The sequence below is a fragment of the Dasania sp. GY-MA-18 genome, from assembly GCF_024734385.1.
GTDB lineage: Bacteria > Pseudomonadota > Gammaproteobacteria > Pseudomonadales > Dasaniaceae > Dasania > Dasania phycosphaerae.
The window spans coordinates 13991-28290 of record NZ_JANHAP010000015.1 but is presented as its reverse complement, the minus strand read 5'-3'; the positions used below and the strand labels follow the sequence as shown (position 1 = coordinate 28290).

The 14300-nt window shown below is 48.2% G+C and carries 11 protein-coding genes; 7 read left to right on the top strand and 4 right to left on the bottom strand.

Translation table 11 applies throughout. From position 1 onward, the window contains the following. Positions 1 to 14: 14 nt before the first annotated feature. The 3 genes from NO559_RS15490 to NO559_RS15480 all read right to left on the bottom strand — a co-directional run bounded on the left by NO559_RS15490 (position 15) and on the right by NO559_RS15480 (position 4504). On the bottom strand, positions 15 to 422 hold the full coding sequence (locus NO559_RS15490; RefSeq protein WP_258332789.1) for a secondary thiamine-phosphate synthase enzyme YjbQ: 408 nt from the start codon (positions 420 to 422) through the stop codon (positions 15 to 17). Next, the gene (locus NO559_RS15485; RefSeq protein ID WP_258332788.1) at positions 415 to 1245 is read right to left on the bottom strand and encodes an ion transporter; all 831 of its coding nucleotides are present in this window, start codon (positions 1243 to 1245) and stop codon (positions 415 to 417) included. Before NO559_RS15485 ends, NO559_RS15490 begins: the two co-directional genes overlap by 8 nt. Positions 1246 to 1333: 88 nt before the next feature. After that, positions 1334 to 4504: an NAD(P)-binding protein gene (locus NO559_RS15480; RefSeq protein ID WP_258332787.1), complete on the bottom strand. Its 3171-nt coding sequence runs from the start codon at positions 4502 to 4504 to the stop codon at positions 1334 to 1336. A 200-nt stretch (positions 4505 to 4704) separates the two neighbouring features. Between NO559_RS15480 and NO559_RS15475 the strand changes: the two genes are divergently transcribed. After that, positions 4705 to 7065, top strand: coding sequence for a 7TM diverse intracellular signaling domain-containing protein (locus NO559_RS15475; RefSeq protein ID WP_258332786.1), 2361 nt, complete (start codon positions 4705 to 4707; stop codon positions 7063 to 7065). A gap of 82 nt (positions 7066 to 7147) precedes the next feature. On the opposite strand, the gene NO559_RS15470 is transcribed toward NO559_RS15475, so the two are convergent. Next, on the bottom strand, positions 7148 to 7954 hold the full coding sequence (locus NO559_RS15470; RefSeq protein WP_258332785.1) for an inositol monophosphatase family protein: 807 nt from the start codon (positions 7952 to 7954) through the stop codon (positions 7148 to 7150). Between the two features lie 186 nt (positions 7955 to 8140). Here NO559_RS15470 and trmJ point away from each other — a divergent pair, with 186 nt between their 5' ends. The 6 genes from trmJ (at position 8141) to sufD (ending at position 14294) form a co-directional block, all read left to right on the top strand. After that, on the top strand, positions 8141 to 8950 hold the full coding sequence (trmJ, locus tag NO559_RS15465) for a tRNA (cytosine(32)/uridine(32)-2'-O)-methyltransferase TrmJ (RefSeq protein WP_258332784.1): 810 nt from the start codon (positions 8141 to 8143) through the stop codon (positions 8948 to 8950). Between the two features lie 198 nt (positions 8951 to 9148). Beyond that, positions 9149 to 9619 (top strand): Fe-S cluster assembly transcriptional regulator IscR, encoded by a 471-nt coding sequence (gene iscR / locus NO559_RS15460; RefSeq protein WP_258332783.1) that lies wholly within the window; start codon positions 9149 to 9151, stop codon positions 9617 to 9619. A gap of 2 nt (positions 9620 to 9621) precedes the next feature. Further along, on the top strand, positions 9622 to 10785 hold the full coding sequence (locus NO559_RS15455) for an aminotransferase class V-fold PLP-dependent enzyme (protein WP_258332782.1): 1164 nt from the start codon (positions 9622 to 9624) through the stop codon (positions 10783 to 10785). 17 nt (positions 10786 to 10802) lie between these two features. Continuing rightward, positions 10803 to 12239, top strand: a complete 1437-nt coding sequence (sufB, locus tag NO559_RS15450; protein WP_258332781.1) for a Fe-S cluster assembly protein SufB — start codon at positions 10803 to 10805, stop codon at positions 12237 to 12239. 28 nt (positions 12240 to 12267) lie between these two features. Next, positions 12268 to 13041 (top strand): Fe-S cluster assembly ATPase SufC, encoded by a 774-nt coding sequence (sufC, locus tag NO559_RS15445; protein ID WP_309149084.1) that lies wholly within the window; start codon positions 12268 to 12270, stop codon positions 13039 to 13041. Next, positions 13038 to 14294 (top strand): Fe-S cluster assembly protein SufD, encoded by a 1257-nt coding sequence (sufD, locus tag NO559_RS15440; protein WP_258332779.1) that lies wholly within the window; start codon positions 13038 to 13040, stop codon positions 14292 to 14294. Before sufC ends, sufD begins: the two co-directional genes overlap by 4 nt. Positions 14295 to 14300: the final 6 nt, after the last annotated feature.

Genomic DNA, 14300 nt, shown 5'->3' with positions numbered 1-14300 from the left:
GTGCTGGCACAGGCCTAAGGGCCTACGTGCATAATCACCAAGCGTTGGCCGCTGTAGTGCCTGTGTTCCCATAAATAAATACCCTGCCAGGTACCTAGGGCAAGTTTGCCGTCGATAATAGGTATAGCAATACTGGTGGCGGTGAGTGCTGTTTTAATATGGGCGGGCATATCATCGGGCCCCTCTAAAACATGAGTATAGAGTGGGTCGTTTTCGGGTACTAAACGATTTAACCAATTTTCTAAATCATGCTGGGCACTGGGGTCGTAGTTTTCCTGTATTAATAAGCTGGCCGAAGTGTGTTGTATAAATAAGGTACACAGGCCCTCTTTAAGCGCTGTTTGGCTTAACTGCTGTTCTACTAAGGGGGTAATCGCGAGTAAGCCTTGGCCGCTGACCTTTATAGCTAATTGTTTAATCATCTTCTTTTTTTGCAAACCATAGTTCGGTGCCACAAAATTTGCAGTATTCCGCATCTTTTTCGTGACCGGCGCGCTCGCAGTTACGGCAGGCGTATACCGCACGCTCTTTTTTCATTTCATTGATTAATTCGGCGCTTAGTATGCCTGTGGGCACTGCTAAAATCGCGTAGCCCGTTAGCATGGCGAGTGAGGCGATAATCTGGCCGGCTAAGGTGTGCGGGGTGATGTCGCCGTAGCCTACTGTGGTGACCGTTACTATGGCCCAGTATATGCTTTTTGGAATATTGTCAAAGCCGTATTCCGGTCCTTCCACTACATACATCAGTGAACCATAGAGCGTAACGGCAATGCTGATAGAGTATAAGAAGATATAAATCTTTCTTCTCGCCATAAGAATTGAACGCATTAATACATGGGCTTCGTTCATGTAATTAAACAGCTTTAATATTCTGAAAATGCGCAATAAACGTAGCAGCCTAACAACAATTAAAAAGTTGGTTGAGGCAAAGATTAGCGATAAATAGGTGGGTATTACTGCCAGTAAATCTACTATGCCATAAAAACTGCTGGCGTAAGCTTTGGGGTTGGGTGAGCAATACAGCCTAGTCAAATATTCTATGGTGAAAATAATGGTGAAAAACCACTCTATGCTAAACAGTAAGGTAGAGTACTCTTCGTGGTAGAGGCTGAAGGAATCTAACATGACGCAGAGTACGCTAATTAGAATAAGGCCAATCAGTATTAGGTCAAAAATACGGCCGGCTAGCGTTTCGGTGCCAAAGATAATGCTATAGAGTTTTTCTTTTGTGGTTTCGCTGCTCATGTATTATCTAATTGTGAGAGGGTTTATAATCAATGCCTAGGTAGATGGAAACGACCTAGGCGTTGATTATGGCGTAATTTAAAGGCGATTATAAGTCTGAATCGCCGAAGTCGAACTCTCCTTTTATAATTTTGGGGTGGCCGCATATGGCCCTAGAGGTTTGCAAGCCCGCCATGGTGGCGGCTTCAACACAGCCCGCATTTAAGCCGGTTTTAATCCAGTCGCCGGTAAAGTAGATATTGCTAAAGTCGTCAATTTTAGTCTCTATGCGATGTTTGCTGCTATCCACCAAGGATTGCACATAGCGCTCGGAAGGGTTGATGTTAGAGCGCCAATATTGATCTTGAAAGCGTTGCTCGCCCTGCAGTTGATTGGGGGAGGTGAGTACCTGCCAGTCAAAACTGTCAGCAGTGCCTGCATTAGGCCATAGGCTGTAAAGCTCGTGTTTCATTTGTTGCAGGCAGTTATGCTGCACTTTGTCTTTACAGCGTTGTGGAAACTCATAATCATCTCTGGCGGGGATCTCAGTAATATTTTGTACGCCGCAATAATAGGCTACATTTTTGGGGTTTAGCTGCAAGTCTCCCCAATCCTCTTTGCCTAATAACTGGTTCATGGCGGCCCAGGTATCTACCGGCTCGGTCCAAGAGGTCATTACCGGTTGCTCGCCGGTGTCGGAGTAATGCTCCCAGCCTAGTTCAGGCAGGCTGGGGTTGGTCCATAGCTGGTAGGCTTGGGTGACTACGGTTTTGACATTTTTATGGCAATTGGCCAGCTTGGGGCTGTGTTGCAATAGCTGCTGGCAATTGTAGGGCATGCCACCTATGGACATGCCGTGTATGACTAGGTCGAAATCTTTGCCTTTTTCTAGCAGGGTTTGTGGCAGTGGTTTGCCATAGTGTTGTTGGTACACCCTGGGCCACTCGCTCCAGAAACTTTCTAAGTCTATGTTGTTGTCTTGTAGTAGTTGCGCTTGTTCGGGCACGATTTGTTGGTATAGCGGTGCACTGGGCCAGCAGCCTATGCTTTTAACATTGACCAAGGGGTGATAGCCCTGTTCGCCGTCTACTAAATCGACTTGCCGGTTGAGGCGTATTTGCTGCACGGTGCTGGGGTCGTTGGGGTCTAAAATCAATTCATCCACTTCGTGGAAAAATTTAAATTTGACACCTCGCTGTTTTAATAGCTGGTAATAGGGCGTGAAAATAGTGTCGCCCATGCCAGCCTGCATTTTCCACATAACGCTACCGTTATAACACAGGCCTATACGCAGCAAGCCTCTTAGCATTGTTCCCGCTTCGACATTGGCTTTGTGTATGTCGCCATCTTCAAAGGCGAAAATTAAATCGTAAAGGGCGCGCACGGTGGTGGATTGCACGGTGTAGGTTTCATTGGCGCCATTGCGGCGCAGCCATTCGCGAAAATCTAAATGGTTAATTACATCATAGCCTTCGTGTATGACATCATCGCGTATCATGCCTGCGATAATAGTTATGCCTAGATCTATGCCTATAAATAAATGGCGTATATTGGCGTTATTGTCCAAGTATTCGCGGGCTTCTTCTTCTATCCATTCTTTAATTTCTTCCAATATGTGTTTGAGCAATGAGCGCTCGGATATTTTTTGGGCGGAGATGTCTTCAGGCAAAGATTCGATAAAATTATGCAAGCCGCTAACCACGCTTTCTATATCATCGCGGGCTTCTTTGATTTCATCTTCTATCCAGTCATCTAAGGATAGCAGCCTGGCTTTTAGGGATTTGGGGGTTGTTTTGTTGCGGGCTTTTTCCAGGCTTTCGGCTTGTTTTATCTCGCCGCGTATATCGCCTAGCCATTCGTGTATATAGGCATAGATAGTGCGTATCAGCTTCCATACGGTGACCGACTCCGTGCCTACGCCGGGGTTGCCGGGCGTGGTGGGGAAGTCTAAGCACCAAGGCGTCCATATATCATTAAAATGCTCCATGTGTACGACAAAGTTATGGGGCTTAAAGGCGTCTTGCCAAGTACGTAAGGTGCTGCCTTCTGGGCGGTCTAGCTCGGCATAGGCCTGCTGTATGTACTCAAAGGCGTTTCTATAAAAGCCAAACCATATATGCAGGCCGTGCTCTTCTATACGTTCGCCCATGGCACTGTTGCGACCACTGGCACCTTTGCCGCCTATGCGCCAGCCTTTTTGGTAGAGGGTGATATCGTATTTATCTTGCCAGCCCGGCTGATTAGTTAAAGCCATTGCGGCAGTGCAGGAGGCGACGCCGCCGCCCAGTATGGCAATTTTTTGTTTGGCGGCTATATGGCTATTGTTGACTAAGGTTTTAGCGGCAGGCACGGTAAAGCCAAAGTCTACCCAAAAGTTAAACGCCGAGGTTTGCGCGCCAGTTTTAATGCCTAAGTCGCGGGCTAGAGGGATACTATCAATATTGTTAATAGTAACCTCGTAGTCCCCCAGTAATAGGCCGCCGGCGCTAAAGCTGTTGACTATGGCCGGTGCCTCTACCAGCGCCTGGTAAGCGGCTTTTTGGCCATCACCCTCGGGTAATTGCCTGAGGAATATTTGTGCCAGTTGCGGCTGGGTCAGGTCGTGTAGGATTTCCTGGTAGCCGTTTAAATCGGGGCGGTATAGGTGTGCGCCATCGGCTAATTCGAATATGCCCTTCATGGCATCAACGAAATCATCCCATTTCTCTACCGGTGTTTCGCCTGGGGTTAGGTTTTTAATGCTAAGAGCTTGGTTCCATTCCGATTCGGTTTCGCGGGAGTACTGCTTAAAGCTATTAACTGCTGCACTAAAATAATCTGGAGCATTGTGAGGGGGTAGGTTGATTTCGGCGATGGTTTTTGGATAGCCATATATATCGCGGCCATTGACCATGGCTATAGGGTTGTTAACCCAGATATAAGGGGTATACCAATAAAAGTCATTTAAATATTCTTTGCCATCTTTGCTGACTATATTACCCACAGGCACCCAGAAACAAACATCGTTTTCTACGCCCCAGCCTTTGCCTATATCCTGTGATGAGGAGGAGTAGCATTTTTGTATATTGGCGAAGGTGAGCATCACAAAATTAGACAGGGGTTTAAAATTATACTGGCCAGCGGCGGCAGCATTGAGGTCTCTGTCTATGCATTGCTGTAGGGCATCGATTTGGCCTTCTATAAAAAAGCCATACATTTTGGTGTTTTGCTGTTGAAAGGGAGGGTGGTCCAGCATATCTCCACCGCGATAAATAAAAGAGGGGGCATTAGGTTGTTCCATGAGTCGTTATCCTTTTCACTCTGAACTAACAAATTTTATTTATGTGGGTTTAACTGTTATTTAGGTTAGGCATGGATTTAGGGCTGCGCCAGTCGAAAATTAGCGCGGCTTAGAATGCTTTGTCATAATTGGCCTTATGGTCTGGCTGGCTTATACTGTTGACTCAAAACAATGATAAAAATTTAATGGCTGGGGTGTAGATGTTTCATCGATTGATTGTGTGTGTTGGCCTGCTATTCGGATGGGCGGCGTGGGCTGAGAGCGCAGAGCTGTTAACAGATGATTCCATAGTCTCACTGCTTGACGCTGGGCTGTTTTATGAGACTGGTGATCAAACATTAAGCCAAAGCGTTAGAGTGGCCCCTGCGGAACCGGCAGCGTTTATTAAACAGTTAAAGCCTGCGACAGCTATTGATAGGGTGAATGGTGGCGGTTACTGGTTTTATAAAAAATTTATTAATCAAAGCCAGCTTAATAACTGGGTATTAGATCCCTCTAACTCCATCATCGATAGTGTTGTTGTCTATGTCTACCAAAACGGTGAGGTGCAGCAATATACTAGCGGCTACCTGCATGATTTTAAGCACGGCTTGAGCTACGCAGTTGATTTTATGGTTGAGCCTGGCCAGGCGTTTGAAGTACTGGTCTATATGCAAAGCCGTTACTATACCTACGAGCCCAGGCTAGAGCTAAAGCCCTATAGTGAGTTTTATCGGCAGTTTGCTATAAAAAACTTTATTGTGTTTGCTTGCTTTGGCGCAATACTGATATTAGCCTGCTATAACCTTTTCTTAGGGGTATGGATTAGGGATAGGAGTAATCTCTATTATTCCGGTTATCTGCTGCTTAGCATAGTCTCTTGGTTGGCGGCCTTTAATGCACTGGCAGACTGGTTTTCGTGGAAAAGCTATTGGTTTTTGATTACTCCCTTCTTCCTTACTGTCGCTTGCAATACCTTATATGTAATTCATTTTTTAAATTTAGCAGCCAGTAACCCGCGTTTAGTCAAATATTTTTATGGCTTTGTGGGCTTTGCATTGCTTATGGCGGCTGCCATGCCTTTGTTTTCTATGGGCGAGTATATGTTGCTGTATGGGGCGACCAGCTCGGTGTGGTTGTTAGGCGCGCTTATTATTGGTACTAAACGCTTAATGGAGGGATATAAACCTGCGCGTTTCTTTGTGTTGGCCTTTGCGGTATTGGCTATAGGGGTAGTGGCTTCGTCTTTACCTATGTTTGTGTCCGGTACGCAATACAGCAACCAGTATCTGATAACCTTGATTGCTCAAACCCTTGATATGCTGCTACTGGCTTTGGCCTTGGCTGACCGCATTAACTTACTGAGGTCTGATAAAGAAGCAGCCTTGAGTAAGATGGTTGAAACTGAAAGTTGGGCCATGGCGAAGGAGAAAGAGGCCAATGTCAAGTTACAGCAAGCTTTAACAATTTCGGAGGAGGAGAATCAGCGTAAGTCCGATTTTTTACGCATGGTCAGCCATGAATTAAGAACGCCTTTGTATTCCATTATTTCTTCGGTAGAGCAGTGGGATGAAATTGATAATGATAGAGGTCGCAAGGATCTGCTGGAATACATGAGCTACGGCGCTGCGCGCTTGCGTATGCAGGTGGATAATTTAGTGTTATTGGCTGAAACCGATAATGATGATTTGGAGCCTACTGAAAGACCTTTTGAAATCCGTCCTTTGCTGAGCTCGCTATGTGACAATACCAAGGGTTTACTTAATCCAGGAGTGGCCTTTGATTATCACTGCAGTGAGTCTGTGCCGGTTAGTTGTGTTAGCGATGCTTATTTATTTGAGCATATGTTGCGCACGGTTTTGGAAAACGCCTGTAAATATACTGAGCACGGTAGAATTACTTTGTCTGTGCAATGGGATGAGGAAGACAGTAGCCTAGTGGTAGAGTTAACCGATACTGGCTGCGGCATGACTCAAGATCAGCAGCGCATTATGTTTAACGATTTTGTGCAAGTGAGTCGAGGTTTAGAAAGAAGCTCTGAGGGCTTGGGTATAGGTTTAACTGTGTGTTACCGCTTATCCACCGTGTTAGGGTCGGACTTGAATATACAGTCTGAGGTTGGTGTGGGCACCATAGTGGCCATTACCCTGCCGGTAGAAGTCGTTTCACAAGTGGCAGTGCCTGCTAATACGGGGGGCATAGAAAAGGCGAGAGTGTTAATTGTTGAAGACAATGTGGTAAACGCGCAAATTTTACAAAGCCTGTTGAGTCTCATGGGGGCTGAGGCAAGCATAGTGGAATCTGGTCAAGAAGCCTTAAAGGTCATAGATGAGGCTCACTTCGATATTATTTTAATGGATATACAAATGCCGGTGATGGATGGTATTACTGCCACTCGCTGGATACGGCGCCGCAATCACTTTATGCCCATAGTGGCAGTAACTGCCAATAGTGACTCATCGGTGCGCACGCGTTGTGTAGAGGTAGGTATGAATGACTTCTTGGTTAAGCCTATACGGCGAGCCGATTTACAGCGAGTGATGGAGCGCCAGCTGTTTACTAGCAAACCGTTTCGCAGTTAAACATCGATAGTCAAAATAGCGCGGGGTGTGGATTTAGCCCCCTGTAGAAGGGGGGCTAAGTGATTAGGCGAGAGCGGATTGCCTACTTGGCGGTTTGCTTTAAATGTGGCTGTACGGTTTGCAATAGCGCCTTAAAAGTTTTGGGGTTGCCGGTTACGATATTGCCGCTTTCTAAATAGTCGTTGCCGCCTTTGAAGTCGCTGACTAAACCGCCTGCCTCTCGAATTAATAAAATGCCTGCGGCTATATCCCACTTGTTTAAACCTATCTCCCAAAAACCATCTAAGCGGCCAGCGGCTACATAGGCCAGGTCTAATGCGGCTGCACCACCGCGGCGTATGCCTGCTGTTTGGCGAGTCACTGCCTCCAGGCTGGCCATATATTCGGGAATGTGTTGTTCGCTGCGTGATTTGTAGGGTATGCCTGTGCCGATTAAAGCGCCTTCTAGGGTGGTGCGCTTGCTAACGCGTATGCGGCGGCCATTGAGTTGGGCACCGCGGCCGCGGCTGGCGATAAATTCTTCGCGGCGTATAGGGTCTAGGATTACCGCATGCTCAATTTGGCCTTTGTAAAAACAGGCTATAGAGATGGCGAAGTGGGGTATGCCGCGGATAAAGTTGGTGGTGCCATCCAGTGGGTCTACTACCCACTGATAGTCGGCATCGGGGCTGCCGATTAGGCCGCCTTCTTCGCCTAGTATGGCGTGGTCGGGATAAGCTTTGCTTAGGCCGTAGCGTATTTCGCGCTCGGCGGCCTTATCAACCTCAGTAACAAAGTCATTGTTGCCTTTGGACTCAATATCAATGGTGTCGAGATTTTCGCACGCGCGGGCAATAATTTCGCCTGCTTTACGGGCGGCACGAAGGGCGATAGTGGTCATCGGTTGCATGGACTTATCCTGAAATGTAAAAGAGCGGGGTAATAGGCGGCGGATTATAGCAGAGTACTTTGGCGCTTTGCCAAAGTAATTGCCCTATTTATGTCCTATGGGCTACGTCTAAGGCCCGGGTATCTGCTAAACTGCGCGCCGTTTTATTTAATCGTCATTATTCATTTTAATACAGTAGGTAAACTCGTGACCGACACGCCAGTAAATACCCCGTCTCCGCTAGATAATATTCGCATTGTGCTGGTCAATACCACGCACCCCGGCAATATAGGTGCGGTGGCCAGAGCGATGAAAAACATGGGTTTGTCTAAATTGTATTTAGTGGAGCCTAAAAACTACCCTGACGAGGTCGCCTATTATAGGGCGGTGAGCGCACAGGATGTGTTAAATGACGCGGTGATTACCAGTACCTTAGAAGAAGCTATAGCCGATTGTGGTTTGGTGGTGGGTACCAGTGCCAGAGGCAGGCGCATACCTTGGCCGCTGTTAAATCCCAGAGCCTGTGCTGAGCAGGCTTACCCGGAGTTAAGCCAGCATCCGGTGGCGATAGTGTTTGGCCGTGAGGACAGGGGGCTGACCAATGATGAGCTGCAGTGCTGCAATCTGCATGTACATATACCCACTAACGAAGAATACAGCTCTTTAAATTTGGCCATGGCCGTGCAGGTTTTATGTTACGAGATGCGTATGGCGCACTTGGGCGCTAACGAGCAGCAGCAAAACCAGCTGTTATCGCCAGATCCTATGAAGGAGTGGGATGCGCCGCTGTCTAAGTCTGAAGATATGGAGCGCTTTTTTGTGCACCTAGAGTCTACTCTGCGCAATATGGGCTTTTTAAAGCCATCTGCGCCCAAGCAGTTAATGACGCGCCTGCGCCGCTTGTTTACCCGCACCCGTATGGATGAGCTGGAAATTAACATGATGCGCGGCATTTTAACCTCGGCCCAGCGCTGGGTTGATAAAGCCGGTGGCGCCCAGCAGGAAAATAAGGACTAGGGCTAGGGTTTATGGCGGCTTTGCGTTACAATCGCGGCCGCGTATCGCCATGGGCTATACCACTTCTCTTGTTGTCAGTTCTTGTTCTACTTCCTCGTTCGGCCAATATCCTACTGTATTACTAGGTCTTATAGTTGACTGTTTTACTGGGTTATTGCATACTGGCGGCAATCTTAAAGGCGGTCGGCGGGCCATAATATGCGATTAACTACCAAAGGGCGTTATGCCGTTACAGCGATGCTGGATCTTGCTTTGCATGCTAAGCAGGGGCCGGTGAGTCTGGCTGATATCTCTGCCAGGCAAGAGATATCGCTGTCTTATTTAGAGCAATTGTTCGCCAAGCTGCGTCGCAATGAACTGGTGCAAAGTGTGCGTGGCCCCGGTGGCGGCTATCGTTTAGGGGCTGAGGCGGCGCAAATTGTCGTAGCGCAAATCATTGATGCCGTTAACGAATCTATAGATGCCACCAGTTGTGGTGGTGAGGGCAATTGCCAAGATGGCCAAATTTGCCTTACCCACCACCTGTGGTGCGACCTCAGCAAGCAAATACATCAATTTTTAAGTGGCATTAGCTTGGCCGATTTAGTGGCTAGGCAGGATGTGGTGGCTGTGGCTAAGCGTCAAGATGACCTGCAGGCCCTAGATCTTATTGAAGCCAGTGCGGTATAAGCATGAGTGCCCCGATTTACCTAGATTACGCCGCGAGCTCGCCGGTAGACGAACAAGTCGCCGAGGCCATGAGCCGCTGCTTAACTATGGATGGCATCTTTGCCAACCCTGCCTCGCGTTCCCATGTTTATGGCTGGAAGGCCGAGGAGCAGGTAGAGATCGCCAGGCGTCATGTGGCCGATTTATTGGCCGTGGATGCCCGTGAAATTGTCTGGACCAGCGGCGCCACTGAATCAAATAATCTCGCCATTAAGGGGGTGTTTGAAGCCGCGAGTGAAGGCGGGGTTTATAGCGGCCATATTATTAGCTCGGTAATAGAGCACAAAGCCGTAATCGATCCGGTTAAATGGCTGGAATCAAAAGGCGTGGCGGTCAGTTGGCTAACACCCAATGCCCAAGGCTATATAGATCCGCAACAAGTACAGCAGGCCTTAAGGCCGGATACACGCTTAGTCAGCCTGATGCATGTGAACAATGAAACCGGGGTTATTAACCCCATTGCGGCAATAGCGGGCGTTTGCCGTGCCGCCGAGGTGCTGCTGCATGTAGATGCGGCGCAGTCGGCGGGTAAGCTGGATATTAGTATCGCCAGCTTGGGCGCAGATATGCTGAGTTTGTCGGCTCATAAATTTTATGGCCCCAAGGGTGTGGGCGCTTTATATGTGAAGCGTGCGCTGCAGCAGGGTGCGGTTGCCCCCATTATTCACGGCGGTGGCCATGAGCGCGGCTTGCGCTCGGGCACATTGGCTACCCATCAATTAGTGGGCATGGGCGAGGCGGCTAAAATTGCCAAGCAGCGTCTTAGCGATGATCAGCAGCAGCTAGCGCAATTGCGTGACCAGCTGTGGCAGGGCATTAGTGATTTGCCCGGCGTGCGTCGCAATGGCAGTGCTGAGCAGGTTAGCCCCAGCCATTTAAATGTGTGTTTTGCGGGGGTGGATGGCGAAACATTATTGCTATCCCTGCGCGAATTAGCGGTTTCCTCTGGCTCGGCCTGTACCTCGGCCTCTATGGAACCATCTTATGTATTAGCGGCAATGGGCTTAAGTGATGCAGATGCACATAGCTCATTGCGTTTGTCGGTGGGGCGTTATACCCGCAGCGACGATATAGAGCGAGCCATTGCCCATATTCGGCAAGTGGTTGGCAGCTTACTAGCGGCCTAGAGCTATAGAGAAGTATTATGACTGAAGAAATTAACAGAGCGTTAGCGCGCGAATACGAAGCGGGTTTTGTTTCCGACATAGAGTCAGAAACCTTTGCACCGGGTTTAAACGAGGATGTGATTCGTCGTATCTCGGCGATGAAAAAAGAGCCCGAGTGGATGCTAGAGTGGCGTCTAAAAGCCTATGCCAGTTGGTTGGAAATGGAAGAGCCAGACTGGGCGCATGTGCAATATCCCAAGATAGATTTTCAGGCTATCTCCTACTACTCCGCCCCTAAAAGCTTGGCCGATAGGCCCAAGTCTTTGGATGATGTGGATCCAGAGTTGCTGGCTACCTACGAGAAATTAGGCATACCTTTATTAGAGCAGCAAATGCTGGCCGGTGTGGCGGTGGATGTGGTTTATGATTCGGTTTCTGTAATCACCACCTTTCGCGAAAAACTGGCCGAGTCGGGCGTTATCTTTTGCCCCATCTCTGAAGCCATACAGGAATACCCCGAGCTGGTTAAAAAATACTTAGGCAGTGTGGTGCCGCAAAAAGATAATTACTTTGCCGCCTTAAACTGCGCTGTATTTACTGACGGTTCTTTTGTGTACATACCCAAAGGCACACGCTGCCCCATGGAGTTATCGACCTACTTCCGCATTAACGAAATGAACACCGGTCAGTTTGAGCGTACCTTGATTATTGCCGATGAAGGTAGCCATGTAAGTTACCTAGAGGGTTGTACTGCGCCGCAGCGCGATGAAAATCAATTGCACGCCGCGGTGGTGGAGTTGGTTTGCTTAGACGATGCCGAAATCAAATACTCTACCGTGCAAAACTGGTACCCCGGTGATGAAGAGGGCAAGGGTGGTATTTATAACTTTGTAACCAAGCGCGGAGTTTGCCATAAAAATGCCAAAATTTCTTGGACTCAAGTAGAGACCGGTTCGGCAGTAACCTGGAAATACCCCAGCTGTATTTTACGCGGCGATAATAGCGTAGGTGAGTTTTACTCAGTGGCCTTAACCCGCGGCATGCAGCAAGCCGATACAGGTACCAAGATGATACATCTGGGTAAAAATACTAAGTCCACCATTATCTCTAAAGGTATTTCGGCGGGGCGCAGTAACAATAGTTACCGCGGTTTAGTGCGCATGAACCCCGGTGCAGAAGGCGCGCGTAATTTTACCCAGTGTGACTCGCTGTTAATTGGTGATAAGTGCGGCGCGCACACCTTTCCCTATGTGGAAAGCCGCAATCCCACCGCCATCGTAGAGCATGAGGCGACCACCTCTAAGGTGAGTGATGATCAAATGTTTTTATGCCAGCAGCGCGGCCTAGATGCCGAGAAAGCGGTGTCCATGATAGTTAATGGTTTTTGCAAAGAAGTATTTAAAGAATTGCCTATGGAGTTCGCTGTAGAGGCGGGCAAGTTATTAGAGATTAGCCTTGAAGGTTCGGTGGGTTAAGCCGCTTATTACAGATTTAGGAATGACAATGTTATCAATTAAAAATTTACATGCCAGTGTTGAAGAAAAGCAAATTCTTAAAGGCTTAAACCTTGAGGTTAAGCCTGGCGAAGTTCATGCCATTATGGGACCTAACGGTGCCGGTAAAAGTACCTTGGGTTATGTGCTGTCTGGCCGTGAAGGTTATAGCGTACAAGACGGTAGTGCCAGCTTACAGGGCGCTGACCTGTTGGATATGGATATAGAAGAGCGCGCCAAAGCCGGTTTGTTTTTAGCCTTTCAGTACCCCGTGGAAATTCCCGGTGTAAGCAACTTGGAATTTTTAAAGGCAGCTGTGGATGCGCAGCGTGAAGCCCGTGGTGAAGAGGCGCTAAGCTCAGCCGAGTTTTTAAAAATGGCCAGAGAAGCCAGCAAACAAGTAAACCTGCCTATAGAGTTTTTAAAGCGCGGCGTGAATGAAGGTTTCTCCGGCGGCGAGAAAAAACGCAACGAAATTTTACAAATGTTATTGCTACAGCCCAAGTTATGCATCTTGGATGAGTCTGACTCAGGCTTGGATATAGATGCCCTGCAAGTGGTAGCCAAAGGGGTGAACAGCTTACGCTCACCCGACCGCGGTTTTATAGTAGTAACTCACTATCAGCGCTTACTGGATTATATTAAGCCTGATTTTGTACACGTATTATCCGACGGCAAAATTGTGAAAAGTGGCGATGCTTCTTTAGCTTTAGAGCTGGAAGAGCAGGGTTATGCTTGGTTAAACAAACAGCCAGAAGATGATGCCGAAGGTTTACAAGTATGAGTGAGTGGTTAAATACAGTATTGAGCCGAGCCCAGTCTGTTGATGACTGGCTTAGCCCCAAGCGTGAACAGTCACTGGCTTTGTTGCGTGATGCCAAATGGCCTAATCGTAAAACCGAGGCGTGGAAGTACACCCCTTTAAGAGCGGTGGAAAACGCCCAGTTTGCAGCACCGGCTGATGTCGAGGCGGCGGTAACGGCAATTGCTGGCTTAGAATCTATAGACTTGGTTTTTATTAATGGTCGTTTTGCTGCCGAGCAATCCACTGCGAACTTGCCACAAGGCTTACACATTACCCAGCTAGCAGACGTGAGTGAGGCTGATAAAACTTGGGCTTTGCAGGCCTTTGCGGCCATCAAGCCCAGCCGCCATTTATTTGGTTTGGTTAACGATGCCTTAGCCACCGAGGGTGTGATTATAGATGTAGCAGCGAGTGCGAAGATTACGGCGCCGGTGCGCATTGTTAATCAACTTAGCGAAAATGCCGAAGCGCATAACCGGGTGCTGGTGCGTGTGGCGCAACAAGCCTCGCTAACCGTGGTAGAGCAAACCATAGGCGATGCCTATAGTTTTAACACCGCCTTTGCTGAATATGATATAGCCGACGACGCCAGCCTAGAGCACTACCGATTTGCCCTGCAAACCGATAAGGCCATGAGTGTAGGGGGTAGCCATTTTCAGTTGGCTAACCGTTCACAGCTCAACAGCACTTTGGTTGGTTTTGGTAGCAGCCTGTCGCGGTTGGATGTAGATGTAACTCACGGTGGCGAGCACGCCTTTGCCAAACTCAATGCTATTTACTTATTGGATGGCGAAGAGTTATTTGATTTGCACAGCACCATAGAACACGCTCAGCCCCACGGCACTACCGAAGAAAACGTGCGTGGCATAGTGGGTGATAGTGCAACAGCCGTGTTTAATGGCCGTATACATATACACCGCGATGCGCAAAAAACCTTGGCAGAATTAAATAATCGCAATTTGTTAATGTCTAACAAAGCTGTGATTAACACCAAGCCCGAGCTAGAAATTTACGCCGATGATGTGCGCTGTGCTCACGGTGCCACCATTGCCGAGATAGATAAAAAAGCCCTGTACTATATGCAGTCGCGCGGTGTTGATCGCGCGCAGGCGCAGGTGATGCTCAACTTTGGTTTTATTAATGAATTGGTTGATCAAATGCCCAATGCTGCATTGGCAGAATGGTTGCGCCCGCAATTGCGCCAGCGCTTTGCCAAAATGGAAGTAAACTAAACAGGC

Bases quoted from the DNA above. Each gene is read 5' to 3' on its own strand.
- NO559_RS15470 (WP_258332785.1), bottom strand. From the start codon at position 7,954: ATGCAACCGATGACCACTATCGCCCTTCGTGCCGCCCGTAAAGCAGGC.
- iscR (WP_258332783.1), top strand. From the start codon at position 9,149: ATGCGATTAACTACCAAAGGGCGTTATGCCGTTACAGCGATGCTGGAT.
- NO559_RS15475 (WP_258332786.1), top strand. From the start codon at position 4,705: ATGTTTCATCGATTGATTGTGTGTGTTGGCCTGCTATTCGGATGGGCG.
- NO559_RS15485 (WP_258332788.1), bottom strand. From the start codon at position 1,245: ATGAGCAGCGAAACCACAAAAGAAAAACTCTATAGCATTATCTTTGGC.
- sufB (WP_258332781.1), top strand. From the start codon at position 10,803: ATGACTGAAGAAATTAACAGAGCGTTAGCGCGCGAATACGAAGCGGGT.
- NO559_RS15455 (WP_258332782.1), top strand. From the start codon at position 9,622: ATGAGTGCCCCGATTTACCTAGATTACGCCGCGAGCTCGCCGGTAGAC.
- NO559_RS15480 (WP_258332787.1), bottom strand. From the start codon at position 4,504: ATGGAACAACCTAATGCCCCCTCTTTTATTTATCGCGGTGGAGATATG.
- sufC (WP_309149084.1), top strand. From the start codon at position 12,268: ATGTTATCAATTAAAAATTTACATGCCAGTGTTGAAGAAAAGCAAATT.
- NO559_RS15490 (WP_258332789.1), bottom strand. From the start codon at position 422: ATGATTAAACAATTAGCTATAAAGGTCAGCGGCCAAGGCTTACTCGCG.
- sufD (WP_258332779.1), top strand. From the start codon at position 13,038: ATGAGTGAGTGGTTAAATACAGTATTGAGCCGAGCCCAGTCTGTTGAT.